The organism is Caballeronia sp. LZ008 (assembly GCF_031451435.1).
GTDB classification, from domain to species: domain Bacteria; phylum Pseudomonadota; class Gammaproteobacteria; order Burkholderiales; family Burkholderiaceae; genus Caballeronia; species Caballeronia zhejiangensis.
This window is the reverse complement of the sequence record NZ_JARUXK010000003.1, coordinates 662129-684512: the sequence shown is the minus strand read 5'-3', so window position 1 is coordinate 684512 and position 22384 is coordinate 662129. Positions and strand designations below refer to the sequence as shown.

Sequence of the window (22384 nt, the reverse complement as noted above, 5' to 3'; positions counted from 1 at the left end):
CATCGACGTACAAAGGAGCGACGAACATGGACCTGCAACTGAAGGGCTTGAAGGCGATCGTCACCGGCGGAACCAAGGGCATCGGTCTCGCGATTGCGCGGACGCTGGCTGCCGAGGGCGCCGACGTGGCCATTTGCGCACGCGACGCGGCCAGCGTCGCGGCGACTGCGAGCGCGCTGTCCGAACTGAGCGGCGCTCGGGCATCGGGCGCGGCCGTCGATGTGTCGGATGGCGCGGCGCTCAAGGCGTGGGTCGAGCGCGTGGGTGCGGAGTGGGGCGGACTCGATATCGTCGTGGCCAACGTGAGCGCGCTTGCTATCGGCAACGACATCGAATCGTGGCGCAAGGAGTTCGAGACCGATCTGCTCGGCACGGTCAATCTCGTCGATGCCGCCATGCCGCATCTCACCGCGAGCAAGGCCGCTTCGATCGTCGCGATTTCGAGCGTATCGGGACGCGAGATCGACTTCGCTGCGGGACCTTATGGCGTCTTCAAGGCCGCGCTCGTGCATTACATGCAGGGGCTCGCGAATCAACTCGCATCGAAGGGAATTCGCGCGAACACGGTTTCGCCGGGCAACGTGTACTTCGAAGGCGGCGTGTGGGACTGGATCGAGCACAACGATCCGGCGCTGTTCGAACGCGCGCTGGCGCTCAATCCGACCGGCCGCATGGGCAAGCCGCAGGAGATCGCGAATGCGGTGGCGTTCGTTGCGAGTCCGGCGGCGAGCTTCGTGAGCGGCGCGAACATCGTCGTCGATGGTGCGCTCACGCGCGGCGTTCAACTCTGACAAACCGGGCAACTCAACGGGGGCATCGAATGGAAACACGCAGTGCGATCGACATCGATCTCGTCAACCTCACGGTCGAGAGCGTGCAGGACGGATTCAAGCGCGGCAAGTTCACGGCCGAGCAACTGGCGCGGGCCTGCTTCGACTGGATCGAGCGCCATAACGGCACCTATAACGCGCTGATCTTTCTGAATCCGGCGGCGCTCGACGATGCCCGCAGCATCGACGAACGGCGCGCGGCCGGTGAAGCATTGGGGCCGCTCGCGGGCGTGCCGGTCGTCATCAAGGACCCGATGGACATGGTCGGCTTCCCGACCACCGCGGGATGGTCGAAGCTGTACAGCAAGACGGACGGCGTCGATCTGATGCCCGAGCGCGATGCGCCGGTCGTCGCGCGCATGCGTCGTGCGGGCGCGATTCTGCTCGGCAAGACGAACGTGCCGATCCTGAGCCACACCGGCTCGCACGCCAACGATAGCTGGGCGGGCCCCACGATCAATGTCCCAATGCGCGACCGCGTGCCGGGCGGCAGCAGCGCGGGCACGGCGTCGGCGGTGGCATCGGGCATGGCGGTGCTCGGGCTCGCCGAGGAAACCGGCGGATCGATCCAGAATCCCGCATCGGCGCAGGATCTCGTGGGCATCAAACCGACCATCGGTCTGGTGCCGAATGCGGGCGTGGTGCCGTTGTCGGGCAACCGCGATGTCGTCGGGCCGATCGCGCGCAACGTGAGAGACGCCGCGCTGTGTCTCGACGTGCTCGCCGGCTACACGAGCGAAGACCCGAAGACGCTCGCGAGCGTGGGCCGGCAACCGGAAGGCGGCTATGCGGCCGCGCTGGACGGCAACGCGCTGCGAGGCAAACGCATCGGGCTCTACGGTCCCGGGTGGCGCAATCAGCCGCTTTCCGACGAAGCCGCCGCGTTATACGAGCGTGCGAAGGGCGAACTGGTATCGCTCGGCGCGACGCTGATCGACGATCCGTTTCAAGGCTCGGGCTTCGCCGATTTGCGCAAGACGACGGCGCCGCTGGCCAATTTCGATGCGCGCGGTCTCGAATCCATTCCCTACGATGTCGAGAAGTATCTCGAACGGCTCGGCAAGGGCGCGGCGCTGAAGACCTTCGCGGAGTTCGCGCAGGCCACGCAGGACGAAGACGCATTCGGTCCGGACGGCGTGTTGAACTTCATGCATAACCTGGCGGATTTCAAGGCCGCGCTGGCGAATCCGTCGCTGCCGCCGGAGATGCCCGAATTCGTCGCACTGAAGGCGCGTTATCTGCGCATCTTCGACAAGGTGTTCGACGAGCAACGACTCGATGCCCTTGTCTTCCCGCAGATGCGTTGCGAGCTTCCGCCGCTACACGGCAAGGACACCATTCAGGAAACGACCGTGGGCGAGATCAATATCGCGGGTCTGCCGGGCGTCGCGGTGCCGGCGGGTTATTACGCGTCGGGCTCGCCGTTCGGCCTCATCTTCGTGGGCCGCCAGTGGGACGAAGGCGCCTTGCTCGCGTTGGCCTATGCGTATGAGCAAGGCGCGGGCAAGCGGAAGGCGCCTGTGCTCGCCTGACGCGGGTTGCACGCGCGTGCGTCGAATGGCTCGCCTTTGCGGGCGGGCCGCACGAATCCCGCGCTAGCCGCCATCGCCGCTGCTGCGATTGACGACAAGAAGTATTCCCGCGCCGGAAATCACCGTGCCGAGAGCCATCAGCCACGATAGCGGCTCGCGAAACATCGCCCATGCCCAGATCAGCGTGACGGGCGGGCTGAGGAACAGAACGCTCGTCACGCGAGCAGACGATGTCCGCCGCAGACACGCCCAGTAAAGACCGCATCCGCCGAGCGTCGCGAAGATGACGCTCCACGCGACGCTCGCCGCGAAACCGGCGGACAGCATCGGTGCAATGCGGCCTTGAGATGCTTGCAACGCGAGAAAGATCGGGCACGACACCAAGCTCTGCAGCCAGAGCATGCCGAGCGGAGTCAGGGTGCCGCAGTGCGAAGAACGTTGCTGCCAGACGGTGCCCGCCGCGAGCGATAGCATCCCCGCGACCGGCAGTCCATAGGCCCATGCGGGCGCGCTGCCGAGAGAAAGGGCATCGCGACAGACGATCAGCGTCCCGGCAAGACCGAGCCCTAATCCGGCCCACACGACAGCCGGGCTGCGCTGGCGAAAGAGACACGTGGTAATCAGCACCACCCCGACAGGCAACAAGTCCGCGATGAGGGCCGCGAGACCGGCGGGCACGCCAAGCTGCACGCCACCCGCGACGCCTGCAAGATAGCCGGCCATCGCCAATGCGCCGATGCATGATTGCCGGATCAGAACAGACTTGGGCGCATGCCGCATCTCCCGCGCCACAAACGGAAACAAGCCGATGGACAGCGCGATGAACCGCCACAACGTCACCAGGTAGACCGGCGCATAGTCCGCCGAGAACCGCATTCCGATGAAGCCCGAACTCCAGGCGAGCACCATTGCCGCTTCGAGAAAAGGCAGCGGCATGGGGCTCCGTCCCGGCACGGGCTGGTCTGTGTATGTTCTCGCCATGCATCCACACTAGCGCGCCGCCGTGGATTCGAAAATCAAAATATACTGATCCGGTCGTTCAACAACGCTAAACCACCCGGGATCACGCGATGAGCACAGTGCTAGACATCGAACTGCTGCGGACCTTTCACGCGATAGCGCGGCTGAGGCGCTTCCGGGCGGCGGCCGAGCACGTCAACCGAAGTCCGGCGGCGGTCAGCCTTCACATTCAGCGTCTGGAAGCCGCTGCGGGCGGCAGATTGCTGGAGCGGGACAATCAGTCGGTCACGCTGACCGTGTTGGGCAAACGGTTGCTGGCGAGCACGGGCGAGTTGCTGGCGGCTCACGACCGGATAATCGACGAGATCAAGGGCAAACGGCTGGCGGGCCGCGTCGTGCTCGGCATCCCCGACGAATACGCTGCTCATGTGATTCATGACATCCTGCCGGACTTCGCGACGAGCTGGCCCGACGTGGTGCTCGAAGTGAAGACCGCGCCGAGCTTCAAGCTGCGGGATCAGATCGCGCGCGGCAAGCTCGACTTGGCGATCTTCGTTCAGCCCGCGCACCGAAGCAGATCGGCGAACGTATTGACGCTGACGACGCCCGTCTGGGTCGGCAGTCCGACGTTCGCGCTCGACGAGTCACGTCCGGTTCCATTGGCGCTGTACGCCGAGCCGTGTCCCTATCGTTTGGCGATGACAGACGCACTGGAAGCCGCGGGGCGCAAGTGGCGAGTCGTGCTCGACAGCGCATCGACGCAAGTCATCAAGGCGTGCGTCGAATCAGGGCTCGCGGTGACGCTGCTCGACCGGGCAAGAGTCACCGCGGACATGCGCGTGATCGACGGTCTTGCGCATGTAGCCGATCACGAGGTGGTGTTGATGCGCGGTGACACCGGACGCGCAACCGAGGCCATCGATCTGCTCGCAACGGCGCTGCGGCAGCAGTTCCGGCTTTAGCGCCGCGCACGATTCGAGCATTCAAGCGCCGGCTCTTTGGAGAAACTTCGCCCGCATCGGCTTCAGCACGAACATCGCGAGCACGGCCGTCACGATGTCGAGCGTGATCCCGACGCTGAACACCGGCACCCAGCTTTCCGCGTGCTGATGCAAGAGCGCCGCGAGCGGACCGCCGAAGATCGAACCGATGCCCTGCGAGATATACAGCCAGCCATAGTTTTCGGTGGCGTGGCGCGTGCCGAAGGTATCCGTCAAGGTGGACGGGAAGAGCGAGAAGATTTCGCCCCAACCGAAGAAGACGACGCCCGAGAGCAGCACGAACAAGACGGCGTTGTCACGCGTCAGGAGCCACAGCGCCATCGCCACGCCTTCGAGCGCGAAGGCGAAGAACATCGTGTTTTCACGGCCGAATTTGTCGGAGACCCAGCCGAACAGCGGGCGCGTGAGTCCGTTGGTGAAGCGGTCGATGGTCAGCGCGAGCGGCAGCGCGGCCATGCCGAACACGACGACCTTCGTGATGCCGAAGTCCGCCGCGAAGGTCGCCATCTGCGATGTGACCATGAGGCCCGAGGTGGACATCATCGTCATCATGGCGAACATGAGCCAGAAGAGCGGCGACTTCATCATTTGCGAAGGACGCAGATTCGGCACGTTCGATACCGCCACCGCCGATGCCTTCGCCGGCGCTTCGTCACGCGGCACGCGCAAGCCTTGCGATGCGACGAAGCCCACGACCGCGAACGCGATGCCGTAGATCCACAGCGTCGCATCGAGACCGCGCGCCGCCAGCGATGCCGAGATCGGGAACGTCGTCACGATTGCGCCCATGCCGTAGCCCGCGGCCACCGCGCCCGCCGCGAAGCCGCGCCGGTCGGGGAACCAGCGCACCATCAGCCCGACCACGCCGACATACACGATGCCCGTGCCGAGCCCGCCCACGAGACCGTAGGTGAGATACAGCATCGATGTGCTCGCGGCCATCGACGAGAGCACCCAACTCAGGCCCGACATGACGGTGCCGAGCGAAATCAGCAGGCGCGGACCGAAGCGGTCGATCAGCTTGCCCTGAAACGGCGAGAAGAACGTCTGCAGGATGATGAGCAGCGAGAACGTGACCTGCAACTCGGGCAGCGGCACGCCGAGCTTCGCCGACAGCGGTTTGGTCAGCAGCGTCCACACGTATTGCGGGCTCGAAATCGACATCATGCAAAGCAGGCCGAGACCGAGTTGCAGCCAGCGGTTGTGAGCGGCGATCGCGGGCGCGGCCGCATCGTCGTGCAGTGTCTGGATGCGTGTGTTCATAGGCGTTCCCCGGTTGATGTGCGGATAAAAAAGGATGAGTCGTGCCCTCCGGTTCGACGAGCGCGGAACCGGATCACTTCGAAGCAAGAGCGTGTTGAGCGTTACCAGCCGGCGGCTGAGCCGTCGCTGCGTGGATCGTGACCGGCTTCGAATAATCCATCGGGATACCGAACGATTGCGCCGGCGTGCCCCATCGCTTCGTCGTAGGCGGCGAGCACTTCGACGTCGTGACCGAGCGCGCGCAATGCGTCGATGGTCTCGTCGGGAAAGCGCGCTTCCAGCTTGAGCGAGTCGGTCGACTGGCCCCACGTGCGGCCAAGCAGCCAGCGCGGCGCATCGATCGCGGCCTGCGGATTCCAGCCGAATCGCGCGATGCGCGAGAACACCGCACTCTGCGATTGCGGCTGGCCGTCGCCGCCCATGTTGCCGTAGACCATCGTGCGGCCATCGGCGAAACGGGCGAGCGCGGGATTGAGCGTGTGGAACGGACGGCGGCCCGGCATCAGCGGATTGAGCGACGACGGATCGAGCGAAAAGCTGCAACCCCGGTTCTGCCAGTTGATGCCCGACTGCGGCAGGACGATGCCGCTGCCGAACTCGTGATAAATGCTCTGGATGAAGCTGACGGCAACGCCATCGCCATCGATGACGCCCATCCAGACCGTATCGCCGGGACCGCGGCCACGGCCCCAGGGCGCGGCGCGCGACATCGACACTTGCCGGGCCATCGCATCGAGCGCGGCGGGATCGAGTTGCGTGACGGCATCGATGCGCATGTGGTCCGGATCGGTCACGTGTTCGTCGCGCACCTTGAAGGCGAGCTTCGTCGCTTCGACGCATGCATGGACGAACTCGGGGCCGAGCGGGTTCATGTCGTCGGTCAGCACGCGGTCCAGCACGCCGAGAATCAGCAGCGACACGAGACCTTGCGTCGGCGGCGGCATGTTGTAGACGGTGCCCAGCGTATGCGTGAGCGCGAGCGGCGTACGTTCGCGAGCCGTGTGCCGTTCGAGATCGGCGAGGGTGATGAGCGTTTCCAGCGACGACAGGTCGTGCGCGATGCTGCGCGCCAGATCTCCGCGATAGAAGTCGTCGAGACCGGCATCGGCGAGCTGTTGCAGCGTTGCGGCGAGACGCGCGTTGACGAAGCGCTCGCCGGTGCGCGGCACGCGGGCATCGGGCATGAAGGTTTGCGCGAAGCCCGGCACGTTTCCGAGTTCGCCGCACTTGCCCGCCATGCAGTCGGACTGACTGCGCGTGACGGGAATGCCCGCCTTCGCATAATGAATCGCGTCTTCCAGCAGACGCGCAACGGGTAGGCGTCCGCCGAGCGTGTTCTTCGAGAAGCGCTGCGCGAAGTCCCAACCGGAGACGGTGCCCGCGACGGTGTTGGCCGCGAGCGGGCCGCGTGCAGGAATGGCGTCGAGGCCCAGCGCGCGATACGTGCCGATGTCGGCGCGCATCGCTGCCGCACCGCACGCCTCGATGCCGATCGGCGCGTGACCCGGACGCGAGATCAGCCAGAAGCCGTCTCCGCCGATGCTGTTCATGTGCGGATAAACCACCGCGACGGTGGCGGCGGCCGCGATCATCGCTTCGACGGCGTTGCCGCCTTCGCGAAGGACGGCGAGCGCACTTTGCGATGCAAGCGCATGCGGCGCCACGGCCATGCCGCGCGAGCCGCGTGTGGGATTGAGTGCAGCAGAGACTTCCAGAGACATCGACGTTTCCTTGTATACAACGAAATCGTCAATGCGAGTTCCGTGCCAGGCGTCCGTGAAAACCCTATGGAGCCTTGCTGGCTATGCCTTGCAGCGTGGTTTGCCGCATGTTTGAAGGAAGTGCGGCGATGCCGTCAGATGGTGCGCCGCGGTCGCGCCGGTGCGTGCGCGACGCTCGAACGCCCCGCTTCGGTGCGGGCGCCGAGCAGGCGCTGCATCGTGAGGCCGCTCACGCTTGCCTGGCTGCCGCTGATATGACGCGACATCAGTTCGACGCTCGATGCGCTGTCGCCGCGACGAATGGCATCGAGAATGGCGGCATGCTCTTCATACGTCTCCGCGATGCCATCGCCCTTCACGAGATCGAGCCGGCGCACCACGCGGATACGGTCGGTGACGCGCTGCATCGTCGCGGTGAGTTCATCGTTGCCCGCGGCCGCTACCAGCGCATGATGCAGCGATTCGTCCAGTTCGACGAGCTTTCGTCCATCGACGACCCGGCGCGCACGGCCAACGCGCCAGATGCGATCGAGCGCATCGAGCAGCAAGTGAAGATCGGCTTGCGGCGTTTCGCCATTGCAGAGCTTGCGCACGGCGAAGACCTCGATCATCTGACGCATCTCGTAGAGGTCGTCGAAACGCTTGTTGTCGATGGGCACCACTTCCCAGCCGCCGCGCACATAGCCTTGCATCAGGCCATCGCTTTGCAGGCGTTGCAGCGCTTCGCGTGCAGGCGTACGCGATACGCCGAAGCGTTCCGCAATGGCGCCTTCCGTCAGCCGGTCGCCGGGCAGGATCCGCATGTCGAAGATTTCCTCGCGCAGCGTGTAATAAACGTGATCCGCGCGCGACAGCGCGGCGTCTTGCGCGTTGGCAAGGCTTGCGTCGGCCATAACGGTGAGCGGGGTAGCGTGCATGGACGGGAAGCTTATCAAAGGGCTGCGCGTCGCCAGAATTGCCGGACGGCAAAAATCGCTTTGTGAATAAATGGCGCGTTCGCCAGCGAAGCTGCCGCGCGATTTATCGCTTCAATTCGAAGATGCTGTCGATCTCGACCGGGATGCCCATCGGCAACGTATGCACGCCGAGCGCGCTTCGAGCGGGAAGCCTTTCTTGTCCGAACAATGTCAGCAAGAGGTCGCTGGCGCCGTTGGCCACTTGCGGATGTTGCGTGAACGACTGTTCGGCGCGCACGTAGACCGTCAGCCGGCTGCATCGCTCGATGTTGTCCAGACCGCAGGCTTGATCGACGCAAGCCAGGATCATCAGCATCGTCAGATGCGCCGCGTGGCGCGCCGTTTCGACAGACATGTCGCCGCCGACCATTCCGACGATTGGCTTGCCGTTTTCGAAAGGCCCGAGACCGGAAACATAGACCTGACTGCCCGCAATCGACACCGTTCGATAGGAGCCGAGCGGCGCGATGGGCGCCGGCAGTTCGATCCCCGCTTGTGCAAGGCGTTCGGATACGTTCATGTTCGGCTCACCGTGATGTGATCAAAACACTAGCGTAACCCGGTCAATATCCTCGGCTATCGCGATCGCGATTTGTATTTCCAGAAGGGCGGCCCGTCCTGCGCGTCACTGCTTCGCTCCGATCCCCTCGATGCGCCACAACTGCGTCTCGAGGCGCGGGCCTGTCTCGGGCTTGAACCAGCTCATGTCCTGGATGTGGGAACTCGTAACGTAGAGGGTCCCGTCGGGGCCCTCGGAGAACGTATCGGGCCAGCGCAGCCGCTTGTCCTGCACGAGGGTCGTGATGCGATCCCCGTCACGGACTCTGACTGCGTCCTGCTCGATCGCGCTCAGATAAAGCCGCCCGCGCTCATCGATCCAAAGACCGTCGGTCGGCTCCGTCTCGGCGACACGCTCCACGCGCGCTTCGAGGTCCTTCTCCGACAGACGCGGGTTCTGCAATGCGTTTGTCGCGATGCGATAGAGCGTGCGACCGGTCAGTGCTTTCCAGTAGAGCGTGCGGCCATCGCGCGAAAGCGCGAGGCTGTCGGCGGCGAATTCGACTCCGCGTCCGTCGGGTCGGCGTAGCGGCTGCCCGTCGATCCTGACGACCACTTCCTTTTCCGGCTGCGTGCTCGGATGGCCGCCGAGCACGCGCCTGGCCTTGCCGGTCTGCAGATCCACGACCACGAGCGCTCCCTTGGCCCCGGCATCGGTCAGATAGGCATAGTGACCATCCGGCGAAAACCGCACATCGTTCAGATAGCTTCCCTGGGGCGCGACGCTCTCGTCGAAGCGGATCACCTGCGCGACCTGGTTCGCCTTGAGGTCGATCTTGACGAGCTTGGGTCCGCCCGGCACGAGCGATGCCGTGGCTGGCGCGGCCGGATCGACGACCCAAAGATTGCCGTGTGCATCGGTCACGACGCTCTGGACGCACACGAAATGATCTCCGGCGGACATCTGGTTCTTCTTCTCGTTGCGCCATGCATTCCACTCGTCGTCCGGGTAGGGTTTGATCTGGCCGTCGCGCGTCACTTCTGCAACCGAGACCGGCGCATCTTCTGTCCAGCGCGGAAAATTGACGAAGATGCGCCCATCCTTCGAAACGGTCACGCCCGTAACCTGGTGCTCGAATTTTGCGACCGGTTGCAGTTGTGGCGTATCGGATGTAGGCCCCGCGTGCTGCTGTGCGATGGATGCATTGGCGAGAAGCGTCATCGCCACGATGGCGGACGCGGCTGCGATTCGGATCATGGTCGTTTCCTTTGCATGGCGGCACTCGGGATGCGCGGCGAATTCAAGGCGCGAACACGGCGCGGACGCAGCCGTCGGTCTTGTGCTTGAACATGTCGTAGCCGCGTGGCCCGTCCTCCAGCGAGAAGCGGTGAGTGGCGAGGTAAGCAGGGTTCAGCTCGCCTTTCTGAGCGTGCGAGAGCAGCCGATCCATATAGGCTTGCCCGTGCTGCTGCGCGCTGCGCACCGTCATGCCCTTGTTCATGATGGCGCCCATCGGGAACTTGTCGATCAGCCCGTAGACGCCGAGCACCGACAGCGTGCCGCCTTTGCGGCAGGCCATCACGGCCTCGCGCAGCGCCTGGCCGCGGTCCGTCTCCAGACGCAGCGCCTGTTTGACGCGGTCATACGCGTATTGCGGCCCGGTGCCGTGCGCTTCCATTCCTACCGCGTCGATGCACGCGTCGGGGCCCCGCCCGCCGGTCATCTCCATGAGCGTTTCGAGGACGCTGTCGACCGCCGTATAGTCGATCGTCTCGGAGCCGGCGTGCTCGCGCGCCATCTGCAAGCGCTCGGGAAAGCGGTCGATCGCGATGACGCGCTCCGCGCCCATCAGACGCGCGCTTTGCTGCGCCATCAGCCCTACGCCGCCGCAGCCCCAGACCGCGACCGTGTCGCCCGGCTGGATGTTGCAGAAGTCGGCGCCCATGTAGCCGGTCGGCGCCGCATCGGAGAGGAACAGCGCCGTATCGTCCGCGACGCCGTCAGGGACTTTGAAGCAGTCGTTGTCGGCAAACGGTACGCGCACGTATTGCGCGTGCGCGCCCGCATAGCCGCCGAACGCGTGCGTGTAGCCGTAGATGCCTGCGGTCGTATGTCCGCCCAGAAGCGGTGCCTGTAGCTCGGGCTTGGGATGCGTGTTGTCGCACAACGAGTAGAGGGAGTGCTGGCAATACCAGCATTGCCCGCAAACGATGAATGAAGGAACCACGACGCGGTCGCCCTTTGCGAGGCGCTTCACCTCGGGGCCGATCTCCTCGATCACGCCCATGAACTCGTGGCCGATGACATCGCCCGACTTCATCGTCGGGATGTAGCCGTCGATGAAGTGAAGATCCGAGCCGCAAGTCGTCGACAGACTGACGCGCAGGATCGCGTCGCGGGGATTGATGATCTCCGGGTCTTTCACAGTCCCGACGCGCAGGTCGTTTACCCCGTTCCAGTACAGTGCTCGCATGCTCACTCTCCTTAACGCGTGGTTGCGCGAGCAGCGGGCTGCCGCTCAGTGGTGGGAATCTCGCCGGTCTCGACGAGGCTCTTGAAGCGCCGCAGCGCGTTGTCCGCGACCAGATTCAGCGGCGTGGTCCCGAGAAGTTGCAGCAGGCCTTCACCGAGCGCGCCGCCGGGCGGGTCGAACCGGACGTGCAGCGTCGCCACGGTGCCGCGGTCGTTCGGGGCGGCGTCGAAGCGGACGGATCCCTCGTTCGGAATGGCGGCGCCAGGCAGCGAGCGCCAGCCGACGCCTCCGCCGGGGCCGTCGACGATCTCCGATTCCCATTGGTAGGCGCGACCGAGCGGCGTCCTTATTTCCCAGCGCATGCGGCCGTCGCCCGCCGGGTGCAACGTCGCGAAGCCTGCCACGAGTTGCGGGAGCGTCCCGGGCGCAAGCCAGAGCCGACGAAGCTCGTCCGCAGTCTTGCCGATGGTGATTGCGCGCTCCACCTCCGGCGTCGCGCCGGCGATCCCACTTCGCCCCTTGTTGTCTGTCCGTCCGCGATGGAGCGGGACACCGTACCCGGCACTCGCCGCTGCCATGCCCGCGCAGGCAGTGAGCGCGAGAGCCACGGCGCCTTTCTTTCGTCCGGCGAGTCCGGACACGATCAAGGCCGCGCTGAGCGCGACGGGGATCCAGCCAATGCCTTGCATGGCTTCTCCGGCCGACACGCCCGAAGAATGGCCGCCGCGCCTCAGTGATTCGCGCGGCCGGATAGCAAGAATGTTGCTTGCCATAACAAATGCTCCAAAGGTTACTGATCGCCGTGGTGCCCGCTACGCGGTTCGTACCGTGCAGCGGGATCGACGAGACATGTTGGCGACGCTCGAGCCCATTGCACGCGTGGCAATGATTGAGCGATGAGCCCGAGCGCTCATGCAACCACGATCGCTGCGTCGCTTCGCTAGCCTCCCGGATGCAAGACCACCTTGGTCCAGCCGTGGTCGCGCACGTCGAAGTGCTGATAGGCGTCAGGCGCCTGGTCGAGTTTCAACTCATGCGACACGATGAACGATGGCTTCGCGCGGCCCGCGTGTATCAGATCGCGCAACTGCCGGTTGTATGCCTTGACGTTGCACTGGCCCGTGGCGATGTGCTGCCCCTTGAACCAGCACTTGCCCCAGTCGAACGCGATCTGACCTTTCTTCGCCAGTTCGTCCTGCGCGCCCGGATCCTCGGGAATGAACACGCCCACCACGCCGATCCCGCCGGTGAACTTGACCGACGACACGAGGTTGTTCATCGTGAGATTGGGGTTCTCGTGGCGTTGCGGAGCCGGATCGTGGCACTGGTAGCCAACGCATTCGCATCCCACGTCCGCGCCCATGCCTTGGGTGAGATCCATGACCCGCTGCACCGGATCTTCCTTCGAATAATCGATCGCGATCGCGCCGATGGACTCCGCGAGCTTGAGCCGGTCGGGATGGCAATCGACCACCATGACGCTGCGGGCGCCCTTGATCATCGCCGAGTGCGCGGCCATCAGACCGACGGGGCCGGAGCCGTAGATCACCACGGCGTCGCCGGGCCTCATGCCGGCGAGTTCGGTCGCGTGCCAGCCGGTCGGGAAGATGTCGGCGCACATCACGTAGTCGGTCTGCTTCTGCTGGGCGTCAGGCGGCAGCTTCAAGGACATGAAGTCGGCCCAAGGCACCCGGAGATATTCGGCCTGTCCGCCCGGCCACGGACCCATGTCCGCAAAGCCGAATGCGCCGCCGGCGATTCCCGGCTGGTTCGCGCTCAGGCAAAACGCCGTGAGGCCGCGCTCGCAGTTCATGCAGTGGCCACAACTTACATTGAATGGCAGGCACACCCAGTCGCCGGGCTTGATCCGCTCCACGGCAGGCCCGACCTCCTGAACGACGCCCAGATTTTCATGACCGAAGATGCGGCCTTGCTCGAAGTCGGTTCGGCCCTCGTACATATGCAGATCGGAACCGCAGATGTTGGTACTGGTGATTCTGACGATGGCGTCGGTCGGACGCTCGATCCTGGGATCCGGAACATTCTCGACCGTAACTTCACGAGGACCGCGATACACAACGGCTTTCATATGTTTCTCCCGAGAGTTCAACTGCGAAGAGCCTGAGCCGCGAAACCTTCGGCGGCTGTCGGCGTCGACAAACCCGCAGACCCACCTGCGGTACGTCCCTCTCTCATGCAGACCGGCACTTTGCAGACAGCGTCTGCTATTGCTGGTTGAAGCCGGACAATCTATCGCCATCCTAAATAGTGAGTGCCATGCGCTTCCGGATTCTTGGTGACGGTGCGCGATGTAAGGGCAGCTATCCGCGTGCCCGATTCGGGTCGACAGAGGCGACTCGCGGATGAGCATCGAGATCCAGTGCGATTGATACGGCTATCTAATCGATGCGTGGGGGTGACGTGTAATCGCGTAGTCGCGGAGAACTTGCACCGGGCTGCAGATCTTGCAAGAGCGGCCTGGTTCGAGAACCGGAAGGGTCGCTATTCGGTCAGTTGACTCGCGGGCTTAACCTGCATCGCCGGGCGCTTATCGAAGCGATTGTCCATGACAAAAAAGCTCGGCGCGCCCGCAGATCGGACACGGCAGCGCATAAGGACACTCATTGACATGGACACCGATGCAGGACCAGCGACTCCCGATTCCCGGCCGGCGTCGATGGCCCGATGGACAACCAACGATGCGGGCAAGACAGCATGCGTTGAACGGAACGTCGAATGCTGTTTGCGTGGCGGTTGCCGCGTTGCTGTGAAGCGAAGAGGATGCCGCGCGATACAACCGCTCACTCACAATGGAGGCTAGCGATGAGAGCGCTCATCTGGGAAGGCAAGAAGGACATCCGGTGCGAGTCGGTTCCGGACCCGGTCATAGAACATCCCCGCGATGCGATCATTAAGGTAACGACATGTGCCATCTGCGGCTCGGACTTGCATCTGTTCGATGGGTTCATGCCCGGCATGGAATCCGGCGACATCATGGGCCACGAATTCATGGGCGAGGTGGTGGAAGTCGGCAACGCGAATAGCACGCTGAAGATCGGCGATCGGGTCGTCGTTCCCTTCACGATCATCTGCGGCGAATGCGAACAGTGCAAGCGCGGCAACTTTTCCGTCTGTGAGCGGAGCAATCGGAACCAGGACGTCGCGAACAAGGTGTTCGGCCACACGACTGCGGGCTTGTTCGGCTATACGCATCTCACAGGCGGCTATCCGGGCGGTCAGGCCGAATACGTGCGCGTACCGTATGCGGACAGAACGCACGTGAAGATTCCCGACGGCCTCACCGACGAGCAGGTGCTCTTCCTCGGCGACATCTTTCCGACCGGCTGGCAGGCGGCGGCTCAGTGCGACATCGAGCCGACAGACACCGTTGCGATCTGGGGCGCAGGGCCCGTCGGCCAAATGACGATTCGCAGCGCCGTTCTGCTCGGCGCGAAGCAGGTGATTGCAATCGACCGGGTGCCCGAGCGTCTCGCCATGGCGCGTGCGGGCGGGGCCACGGTCATCAACTTCGAAGAAGAGAGCGTCCTCGAGCGCTTGGCCGATCTCACACAAGGCAAGGGCCCCGAGAAGTGCATCGACGCGGTCGGCATGGAGTCGCATGCGACCCGCTCATTCGATTCCCTGTACGACCGGGCCAAGCAGGCCGTGATGTTGGAAACGGACCGGCCGCACGTATTGCGGGAGATGATCTACGTCTGCCGTCCGGCGGGCACGCTGTCGGTTCCAGGCGTGTACGGCGGTCTCATCGACAAGATTCCGTTCGGCGCTTCCATGAACAAGGGGCTGACATGGCGCATGGGCCAAACCCATGTGAACCGCTGGACGGACGACCTGTTGCGGCGCATTCAGGAAGGGCAGATTGATCCGTCGTTCGTCATCACGCACACGGTGCCGCTCGATCAAGGACCCGAGATGTACAAGACATTCCGCGACAAGGAAGATGGCTGCATCAAGGTCGTGCTGAAGCCTTAGTCGGGAAGACGGCGGCTTGCCTGAATCCGCTGGTGCGGAGGTTCCGCCGTGACCGTTGAAACGGTCGCACGATCATGGACGGAAGCACCGCGAATGTCACTGCCGCAAGCCGCCTTCTTCTATGGCGCGGCGACCGCACTGTCGACGGCTTGAGTCAGTTGCGCGATATCGACCGGCTTCGTGAAGTGAAAATCGAATCCGGCGTCTGTTGTGCGCGCCCGGTCCTGTTGCTGACCCCAGCCGGTGACGGCAATGAGCGTCACGTCGTGCGTCGAGGGCGTTGCCCGTATGCGGCGCGCGACGTCGAGCCCGCTCATGCCCGGCAAGCCGAGGTCGAGCAAGATCACGTTCGGGTTGTATTCGCCGAGGAGTTCGATCGCCTCTTCGCCGGAATAGACTGTTCGTACATCGTGTCCCTGCATCTCCAGAAACGCCGTCATTGCGTCCGCTGCATCGACGTTGTCGTCGACGACCAGGATTCGGCGCTTCGGGGCCGACGCGTGAACGGCAAGCGCAGCGCGTGTTGGCGCCGGCATAGGCAACACGCGCGACGTCGCGGGCAGATGAATGGCAAAGCAGCTCCCCCGATCCTTTCCGCCACTCGACGCGGTGAGTCGGCCTCCATGCAGCTCGATGAGCGATTTGGACAGCGCGAGTCCGATGCCAAGACCGCCCTGCCGATGCTGATCGCGATTGACCTGCGAAAACATCGCGAAGATCGCCGACAGTTTGTCCGGCTCGATGCCGATACCGTTGTCCGTGACCGACAGGACGATCTCGGCGTCGTCAGCCGTCGCCGCGAGTTCGATGCGCCCGCCCGGTGGCGTGTACTTCGCCGCGTTCATCAGCAGGTTGGCCAGCACTTGCGCGAGCCGGAGCCGGTCCGCCTCGATATGCAATGGTCTGACGGGCGGCTTGATGACGAGCTCGTGCCCCTTGCCTGCGAGGATCGGTCTCGCGATTTCGACCGCTTCGTCGACGACTTCGCGCATCGCCACGGCCTCTTTGCGCAGCTTGAGCGCGCCGCGCGTGATGCGCGACACGTCCAGCAAGTCGTCGAGCAGAAGCGCCATCGCGGCCGACTGCCGGCGCAGCACGCTGATGCACCAGATCCTGCGCTCTTCCGTCAAGTTCGGCTGTTCGAGTATCTCCGCGACGTGTCGGATCGGCGCCAGCGGATTACGCAATTCATGTGCGAGCGTCGCGAGAAACTCGTCCTTGCGGCGGTCAGCCTCCGAAAGGGCCTGTTCGGCCCGCACGCGTGGCGTCACGTCTCCGAACCACGCCACGACCGAACCGTCCAGAGACGCCGCGACGACGTGAAACCACTGCTCGCCGTTTTCACCCGATACGCGTATGTCGAAGGCCTCTCTTCCCGGGCGCTGGGCGAGCGGTGTGAGCCGCTCGAGCAGCATGTTCGCCTCCCACCCGGCCGGACGCACATATGCCGTGGAACTGCCGATCACGACTGCGGCGTTCTGATTGAAAAGCTGGGCGGCCGCCTTGTTCAGATAGTCCCATCGAAACTCGGCGATGCGGCCCTCGCGAACGACCGGGGTCAGGATGACGAACGGCACGCCTGCGCTGTCCAGGGCCACGTCGAACCGGTGTCGCGCCTGGCGCTCGACCTGCAGAAGGCGATCCGTGGCCTCCTGCGTAGCGGCTTCGGCGCTTCCTGCACGCCGCGCCACCTTGGCGAGTTGCTGCCCGGCCGCCACCAGAAATGCCCCGACCAACGCGTATGCCACCAGCACGATGCGGTCGTCGTGTTGCAGAACGGCCAGACTGCCGACGGGCGGCATCCAGAGCGCGCCGAAGGCCATGCCGCTCACGAGAAGCAGCGATCCCGACCACGCGCCGAACAGCACCGTGATCAACGGAAGCGTCGCGCTGAAGAAGAGGAATGTCAGCCGTCCGTGGGCAACCATCGTCAGCGCCTGCTGAGCTGTCACGATAACGGCGGTAGCTGCAATACCGAAGACCAGGCGCTGTTTCGGTGGATATTGGGCGATGCGTACGATCATGGTCGTGACTCTATTGGGCTGGTTGTTATCCTGTCCACTGTGCAGTCTTTGTTCCTATCTTCTCGCGACTTGCAGAGCGTTGGAATCCGCTGCCGGCGGAACTCGGTGCCCCTCGCTCGGTCAGCGAGTCGGGTCCGAGTCGCCAACAAAAAAGCGCCGACTCCATTACGGGGGCGGCGCTTGAAAGTCCGTCAAAGAAGCGAGATTCCGACGAACCTGAGAGACCTGAATTCTAGGCAGAAAGGTCCACCGGTTCTAATAGCATCGCGTGATGGCTCGGATAAAACTTTCTTATATCGGGATTACACAGGATGACTCTTGCCTTTCTTTTTGGTGCCTTGGCTCGGCACGACGAAGCCGGCCCGCCACCCGCCATCACCGCAGCGGCGCGATCCCGTCCGCGACGCCGGCTGGCATGCAGATATGCTTGAGCTCGGTGAAATCCGCAAGGGCATCATAGCCATGAAGCCGTCCCAGCCCGCTTTGACGATAGCCGCCGGTTTCCGCCTCGGCGAATAGCTTGTTGTGATCGTTGATCCACACCGTCCCGTTGCGCAGCGCCCGCGCCATGCGAAACGCGCGCGGACCATCGTTCGTCCACACGCTCGCGGAGAGGCCGAAAACCGTATCGTTGGCTTTCAGAATCGCTTCCTGCTCGTTCTCGAACACCTCCAGCGTGACGAACGGACCGAATATCTCGTCCTGACAGAAGAACGCCTTGGGGTCGGCATGCTCGACGAGCGTCGGCGACAGAAACGCATGTCCCGATGGAGCACCGCGCAGCAGCACGCGATCGGCAGTCGCGCACGCACGTTCGATCGTGTGCTCGACGGAATCGCGCGTGGCGGCGTCGATGAGCGCGCCGATATCCGTCGCCGGATCGATGCCCGGCCCCACCTTCAGCGACGCGAGCGCCGACGCGAGCTTCTCGCGCATGTCCGCCGCCCGCGACGCATGAACCAGCACGCGGCGCGCCGCGGTGCATTGCTGACCCGAGATGATCGTCGCGGCCCGCGCGAGACGCGGCGCGATGGCGTCGATATCCGCATCGCCGAACACGACGCAGCACGACTTGCCGCCGAGTTCGAGCGACAGCTTCTTGATGCTGTCCGCCGCCGCGACCATGATCTTCTTGCCCGTCGCGGTCGATCCCGTAAAGCTGAGGACATCGACGCCGTGTGAATCCGCGAGCCGCTCGCTCGCCGCATATCCGCGCTCGTTGACGAGATTCACGGCGCCCTTGGGCAACGCGGTGAGCTCGAAGCAGCGCATCATCGCGGCCGTCACGAGCGAAGTCTGGGCGGCGGGCTTGACGATCGCCGTGCAACCGGCCGCCAGCGCGGGCGCGAGCGAGCGCACGAGCAACACGGCGGGCGCGTTCCACGGCACGATGATCGCGACGACGCCGGCCGCTTCGCGCAGCATCGTCGATATCGTGCCGGGCTCAGGCTCCAGCACATGCCCGGCGATATGGCGCGCAAGACCCGCGTAATAGCGCACCTCCGAGATGGCGCCCGCGATCTCGCCACGCGACTGCGCGATCGTCTTGCCGTTCTCGCGCGTGAGCAGCGTCGCGAGCGACTCGCGCTCGTGGTCCAGCGCCGCGGCCCACGCCAGCAGCACGTCCTGACGCAAACGCGCGTCCTGCGCCCACGTCGTGCGATCGAACACATGTCGCGCGGCGGCGATGGCTGCGTCGGCTTCGTGCGCGCCGCCGTCGGCATATTGGCCGATGGCTTCCCCCGTCGCGGGGTCGATGCTGTCGAGCGTCGGCGTGCCGGTCCATTCGCCGGCGATCCAGTGTCGTGCGTTCATGCGGAGCTTTCCTTGATTAAGGGGGAGGGTTCGTCACCCGAAAAGTTCGACGCCCGATGCAACTCGTCGCCGATGATCGCGATGAGCGCTTCGGCCGCCGCGCTCAACGGGCGGCGCGGATGGCTCACGCAGAGAATGTGTCGCACGATTCGCGGCGCGAGAATCGGACATGCGCGCAACGTGCCGTGCCGCGCGGCCCGCTCGACGACGATGCGCGGCAGGATCGTCGCGAAGCGCGTATTTTCGACGAGCTTGAGAATGGTCGACAGCACGTCGATCTCGAAGCGCGGCGCAAGCAGGATGTCTTCGTGCTGCGCGGCGCTGTCGAGCACGCCGCGCAGACCGTGGCGCTTGGTCGGCAGCACGAGTTCCAGTTCCGGCAGTTGCGCGAGTTCGATCGCGTGCGGCAGATCCGGTCCATGCGTCGCACTGGTGGCGAGCACCATCTCTTCGTCGAGCAGCGGGCGCGAGTCGAGCGAAAGACGCGCGCGCGGCTTGTTGATGATGGCGGCATCGAGCTGGCCGCCCGCGACCCAGTCGATGAAGGTGGCGCTGTAGCCATCGGCGACGGTGACTTCGACATCCGGGTAACGCGCGTGAAAGCGCGACAGCGAATCCGCGAGCACGCTCTCCGTCACCGATGCGATCAACCCTATGCCGACATGTCCCGTGACCACTTCGTCGCGCTGCACGAGTTGCTGCCGCGCGTGGGCCAGGTCCCGCATGATCGGCAAGAACAGGCGGTACATCAGCCGTCCCGCGGCGGTCGGCGCCATGCCGTGCGCGCCGCGCTCGAAAAGCTGCTGATGCAATTCGTCCTCGAGCTTCGCGATCTGCATGCTGAGCGCGGGCTGCACGATGTTGAGACGCTTGGCCGCGCGCGTGACCGAGCCGTCCTCGAACAGCGCGATGAAGTACTGGATTTGCTTGAGGTCCATGTTCCGTGGGGTATCAGCGATGCTAATAGGCGACCGCACCGTTATCAGACTGCTTCGATGGACCGCGCCGGGCGTTTGTTCAGGCTTGCTGCTCAAGCGCCCATTCGCGCGTGCTCCATTGATACGTGACCGTAACAACCGTGTCATCCGGGCTAGCACCGATATAAGCACGAATGATTCGGCGCATCAATAAACAGTATTAGCCGTTATGGGGGTGATCTCGCTACGCTTCATCCAATGCGCTGGCTTTGGCAGGCGCGCCCAGATGGAGACGCTGATGAACACACGCGATGCCGCAACGAACGGCAATCCCGCATTCTCGTGGGCCCCGGATCGCACCGATACCGGCTCCCTTTCGCTGCGCGACTGGCTCGCGCATCTTGCGCGGACCGGCCGCGTCGCGACGATCGACAAGCCCGTTGCGCTCGAACATGAACTCGCTGCCATCGCCAAGCGCCTCGACGGCACGCAGGCGGCGTTCTTCACGCAGCCGGGCGGTCACGCGGTGCCTGTCGTCAGCGGCTTCATGGCGAAGCGTGCATGGATCGCGGAAGCGATGGGCGTCGACGAAACCGAACTGCTCGCCCGCTTCTCGGCTGCTGCTGCTGCGCCGCTTCCATCGAAACGCGTCGAACGTGAAAACGCGCCGTGCCAGCAAGTCGTGCATACGAACGGCATCGACCTGCACGCGCTGTTGCCGATTCCGACGCATAGCGAACACGACAACGGCCCGTACATCACCGCGGGTCTCGTGATTGCACGCAATCCGCGGACCGGCGTGCAGAACGTTTCGATCAACCGCATTCAGGTGCATGGCCGCGACCGCATGGCGATCCTGCTGCTGCCGCGCCACCTCTATGCCTTTCAGCGCGCGGCGGAAGAAGCCGGCGATGCGCTGGATGTCGCCGTAGCCATCGGCGTCGATCCGCTCACGATGCTCGCTTCGCAAGCGATCACGCCGATCGATCACGACGAGCTGGAGATCGCGGGTGCGCTGCATGGCGCGCCGCTGCCCGTCGTCGCGTGCGTGACGAACGGCGTGCATGTGCCGGCGTTCGCGGAGATCGTGATCGAAGGGCGCATTCTGCCGGACGTGCGCGAGCCGGAAGGCCCGTTCGGCGAATTCCCGAAGTACTACAGTGCAAAGGAAGCGCGCGAAGTCATCGAAGTGACGGCGGTGACGCATCGGCTCGATCCGGTCTTTCATACGATCGTGCCCGCCGAGATGGAGCATCTGCTGCTCGGTGCGATTCCGCGCGAAGCGACGCTGCTCGCGCACCTTCAACGCAGCCATCCCAACGTGAAGGACGTGCATCTTTCGGTGGGCGGCGTGTGCCGTTATCACCTGTGGGTGCAGTTCGACAAGAAGCGCGAGGGCGAAGCGAAGAACGTGATCCTCTGCGCGTTCGGCGCGCATTACGACATCAAGCAAGTGGTCGTCGTCGATCCCGATGTGAACGTGCACGATCCCGCCGAAATCGAATGGGCCATCGCGACGCGTTTTCAGGCGGACCGCGATCTCGTCGTGATCGCGGGCGCGCAGGGTTCGCCGCTCGATCCGTCGACGACTGTCGGCCAGCCCGCCGATGCGCCCGCGCATCTGCAAGGCATGAGCACGAAGATGGGCCTCGATGCGACGCGCCCCGTCGTCTATGCCGAGCACGTCTTTACGCGCGTGCGCATTCCCGGACAGGACGCAGTCGATCTGGACGCGCTCGTCGCCGCCGACAACAGCGCACTGGACGCCTACCTGGCGCGCAATCATGGCTGAGCAGAAGAAGCGCATCGTCGTCGGCATTTCCGGCGCGAGCGGCGCGGTGATCGGCGTGCGCCTGCTCGCTGCGTTGCGGCGGCTCGGCACGCACGAGACGCATCTGATCGTGTCGGCATCGGGCGCGGTGACGGCGGCGCAGGAACTCGGGCTGACGCGCGGCGACATCGACCAGCTCGCCGACGTCGTCCACAACGTGCGCGATATCGGCGCGTCGGTCGCGAGCGGATCGTATGTCAGCGACGGCATGGTGATTGCACCGTGTTCGATGAAGACGCTCGCGGCCGTCGCCAACGGCTTCGCCGACAACCTGCTCACGCGCGCCGCCGACGTGATGCTCAAGGAACGCCGCCGCCTCGTGCTCGTCGCGCGCGAAACGCCGCTCAATCTCGCGCATCTGCGCAACATGACGCTCGCCACCGAAATGGGCGCGATCGTGATGCCGCCGGTGCCCGCGTTCTACGCGCATCCGAAGAGCATCGACGATGTGGTCGATCACACGGTCGGGCGCATTCTCGATCTCTTCGGCATCGAGCATCAGGAGATCGCGCGACGCTGGAGCGGCCTCGCCGATGCATTCGGCCGCCGCGCGCAAGATGAGGAATGAT

The 22384-nt window shown here is 64.4% G+C and carries 18 protein-coding genes; 6 read left to right on the top strand and 12 right to left on the bottom strand.

From position 1 onward, the window contains the following. The first annotated feature begins 26 nt into the window (after positions 1–26). Both QCE49_RS22085 and QCE49_RS22080 read left to right on the top strand, forming a co-directional pair. Positions 27–791, top strand: a complete 765-nt coding sequence (locus QCE49_RS22085) for an SDR family NAD(P)-dependent oxidoreductase (protein ID WP_250457410.1) — start codon at positions 27–29, stop codon at positions 789–791. Positions 792–820: 29 nt separating this feature from the next. Further along, positions 821–2362, top strand: a complete 1542-nt coding sequence (locus QCE49_RS22080; protein WP_250457411.1) for an amidase — start codon at positions 821–823, stop codon at positions 2360–2362. A gap of 63 nt (positions 2363–2425) precedes the next feature. Here the strand turns inward: QCE49_RS22080 and QCE49_RS22075 are convergent, their stop codons facing one another. Continuing rightward, positions 2426–3298, bottom strand: coding sequence for a DMT family transporter (locus tag QCE49_RS22075; protein ID WP_175980916.1), 873 nt, complete (start codon positions 3296–3298; stop codon positions 2426–2428). A gap of 134 nt (positions 3299–3432) precedes the next feature. Between QCE49_RS22075 and QCE49_RS22070 the strand changes: the two genes are divergently transcribed. Further along, positions 3433–4284: a LysR substrate-binding domain-containing protein gene (locus QCE49_RS22070; RefSeq protein ID WP_250436547.1), complete on the top strand. Its 852-nt coding sequence runs from the start codon at positions 3433–3435 to the stop codon at positions 4282–4284. 21 nt (positions 4285–4305) lie between these two features. On the opposite strand, the gene oxlT is transcribed toward QCE49_RS22070, so the two are convergent. The 8 genes from oxlT to QCE49_RS22030 form a co-directional block, all read right to left on the bottom strand. Continuing rightward, entirely contained in the window at positions 4306–5586 is a 1281-nt protein-coding gene (gene oxlT / locus QCE49_RS22065) for an oxalate/formate MFS antiporter (RefSeq protein ID WP_250457412.1), read from the bottom strand. 101 nt (positions 5587–5687) lie between these two features. Next, positions 5688–7307 (bottom strand): gamma-glutamyltransferase family protein, encoded by a 1620-nt coding sequence (locus QCE49_RS22060; protein ID WP_250436545.1) that lies wholly within the window; start codon positions 7305–7307, stop codon positions 5688–5690. A 134-nt stretch (positions 7308–7441) separates the two neighbouring features. Beyond that, complete coding sequence (locus tag QCE49_RS22055) at positions 7442–8200, bottom strand: GntR family transcriptional regulator (protein WP_250457430.1); 759 nt, start codon at positions 8198–8200, stop codon at positions 7442–7444. 127 nt (positions 8201–8327) lie between these two features. After that, on the bottom strand, positions 8328–8783 hold the full coding sequence (locus QCE49_RS22050; RefSeq protein ID WP_250457413.1) for a RidA family protein: 456 nt from the start codon (positions 8781–8783) through the stop codon (positions 8328–8330). A 105-nt stretch (positions 8784–8888) separates the two neighbouring features. After that, a complete protein-coding gene (locus QCE49_RS22045) occupies positions 8889–10019 on the bottom strand; it encodes an SMP-30/gluconolactonase/LRE family protein (RefSeq protein ID WP_250457414.1) in 1131 nt (376 codons plus the stop codon). A gap of 43 nt (positions 10020–10062) precedes the next feature. Continuing rightward, positions 10063–11235, bottom strand: a complete 1173-nt coding sequence (locus QCE49_RS22040) for a zinc-dependent alcohol dehydrogenase (RefSeq protein ID WP_034470938.1) — start codon at positions 11233–11235, stop codon at positions 10063–10065. Between the two features lie 11 nt (positions 11236–11246). Further along, positions 11247–12008, bottom strand: coding sequence for a hypothetical protein (locus QCE49_RS22035; protein ID WP_250457415.1), 762 nt, complete (start codon positions 12006–12008; stop codon positions 11247–11249). A 167-nt stretch (positions 12009–12175) separates the two neighbouring features. Then, entirely contained in the window at positions 12176–13324 is a 1149-nt protein-coding gene (locus QCE49_RS22030) for a glutathione-independent formaldehyde dehydrogenase (protein ID WP_250457416.1), read from the bottom strand. A 734-nt stretch (positions 13325–14058) separates the two neighbouring features. Here QCE49_RS22030 and QCE49_RS22025 point away from each other — a divergent pair. Further along, entirely contained in the window at positions 14059–15228 is a 1170-nt protein-coding gene (locus QCE49_RS22025) for a zinc-dependent alcohol dehydrogenase (protein ID WP_175980901.1), read from the top strand. 119 nt (positions 15229–15347) lie between these two features. On the opposite strand, the gene QCE49_RS22020 is transcribed toward QCE49_RS22025, so the two are convergent. The 3 genes from QCE49_RS22020 to QCE49_RS22010 form a co-directional block, all read right to left on the bottom strand. After that, positions 15348–17180 carry an ATP-binding protein gene (locus QCE49_RS22020; RefSeq protein ID WP_250440972.1) on the bottom strand — a complete coding sequence of 611 codons (1833 nt, stop codon included), beginning with the start codon at positions 17178–17180 and terminating at the stop codon, positions 15348–15350. A gap of 447 nt (positions 17181–17627) precedes the next feature. Continuing rightward, positions 17628–19067: an aldehyde dehydrogenase family protein gene (locus QCE49_RS22015; RefSeq protein ID WP_175980896.1), complete on the bottom strand. Its 1440-nt coding sequence runs from the start codon at positions 19065–19067 to the stop codon at positions 17628–17630. Continuing rightward, entirely contained in the window at positions 19064–20005 is a 942-nt protein-coding gene (locus QCE49_RS22010) for a LysR family transcriptional regulator (protein WP_008348104.1), read from the bottom strand. Before QCE49_RS22010 ends, QCE49_RS22015 begins: the two co-directional genes overlap by 4 nt. 277 nt (positions 20006–20282) lie before the next feature. Here QCE49_RS22010 and QCE49_RS22005 point away from each other — a divergent pair, with 277 nt between their 5' ends. Together QCE49_RS22005 and QCE49_RS22000 are read left to right on the top strand one after the other, a co-directional pair. Beyond that, positions 20283–21776: a UbiD family decarboxylase gene (locus QCE49_RS22005; RefSeq protein WP_034471030.1), complete on the top strand. Its 1494-nt coding sequence runs from the start codon at positions 20283–20285 to the stop codon at positions 21774–21776. Next, positions 21769–22383: a UbiX family flavin prenyltransferase gene (locus tag QCE49_RS22000; protein ID WP_175980894.1), complete on the top strand. Its 615-nt coding sequence runs from the start codon at positions 21769–21771 to the stop codon at positions 22381–22383. The genes QCE49_RS22005 and QCE49_RS22000 overlap by 8 nt, the downstream gene beginning before the upstream one ends. Position 22384 lies beyond the last annotated feature (1 nt).

Bases quoted from the DNA above. Each gene is read 5' to 3' on its own strand.
- QCE49_RS22045 (WP_250457414.1), bottom strand. From the start codon at position 10,019: ATGATCCGAATCGCAGCCGCGTCCGCCATCGTGGCGATGACGCTTCTC.
- QCE49_RS22050 (WP_250457413.1), bottom strand. From the start codon at position 8,783: ATGAACGTATCCGAACGCCTTGCACAAGCGGGGATCGAACTGCCGGCG.
- QCE49_RS22070 (WP_250436547.1), top strand. From the start codon at position 3,433: ATGAGCACAGTGCTAGACATCGAACTGCTGCGGACCTTTCACGCGATA.
- QCE49_RS22025 (WP_175980901.1), top strand. From the start codon at position 14,059: ATGAGAGCGCTCATCTGGGAAGGCAAGAAGGACATCCGGTGCGAGTCG.
- QCE49_RS22015 (WP_175980896.1), bottom strand. From the start codon at position 19,067: ATGAACGCACGACACTGGATCGCCGGCGAATGGACCGGCACGCCGACG.
- QCE49_RS22030 (WP_250457416.1), bottom strand. From the start codon at position 13,324: ATGAAAGCCGTTGTGTATCGCGGTCCTCGTGAAGTTACGGTCGAGAAT.
- QCE49_RS22055 (WP_250457430.1), bottom strand. From the start codon at position 8,200: ATGGCCGACGCAAGCCTTGCCAACGCGCAAGACGCCGCGCTGTCGCGC.
- QCE49_RS22085 (WP_250457410.1), top strand. From the start codon at position 27: ATGGACCTGCAACTGAAGGGCTTGAAGGCGATCGTCACCGGCGGAACC.
- QCE49_RS22075 (WP_175980916.1), bottom strand. From the start codon at position 3,298: ATGCCGCTGCCTTTTCTCGAAGCGGCAATGGTGCTCGCCTGGAGTTCG.
- QCE49_RS22035 (WP_250457415.1), bottom strand. From the start codon at position 12,008: ATGGCAAGCAACATTCTTGCTATCCGGCCGCGCGAATCACTGAGGCGC.
- QCE49_RS22005 (WP_034471030.1), top strand. From the start codon at position 20,283: ATGAACACACGCGATGCCGCAACGAACGGCAATCCCGCATTCTCGTGG.
- QCE49_RS22080 (WP_250457411.1), top strand. From the start codon at position 821: ATGGAAACACGCAGTGCGATCGACATCGATCTCGTCAACCTCACGGTC.
- QCE49_RS22010 (WP_008348104.1), bottom strand. From the start codon at position 20,005: ATGGACCTCAAGCAAATCCAGTACTTCATCGCGCTGTTCGAGGACGGC.
- QCE49_RS22000 (WP_175980894.1), top strand. From the start codon at position 21,769: ATGGCTGAGCAGAAGAAGCGCATCGTCGTCGGCATTTCCGGCGCGAGC.
- oxlT (WP_250457412.1), bottom strand. From the start codon at position 5,586: ATGAACACACGCATCCAGACACTGCACGACGATGCGGCCGCGCCCGCG.
- QCE49_RS22040 (WP_034470938.1), bottom strand. From the start codon at position 11,235: ATGCGAGCACTGTACTGGAACGGGGTAAACGACCTGCGCGTCGGGACT.
- QCE49_RS22060 (WP_250436545.1), bottom strand. From the start codon at position 7,307: ATGTCTCTGGAAGTCTCTGCTGCACTCAATCCCACACGCGGCTCGCGC.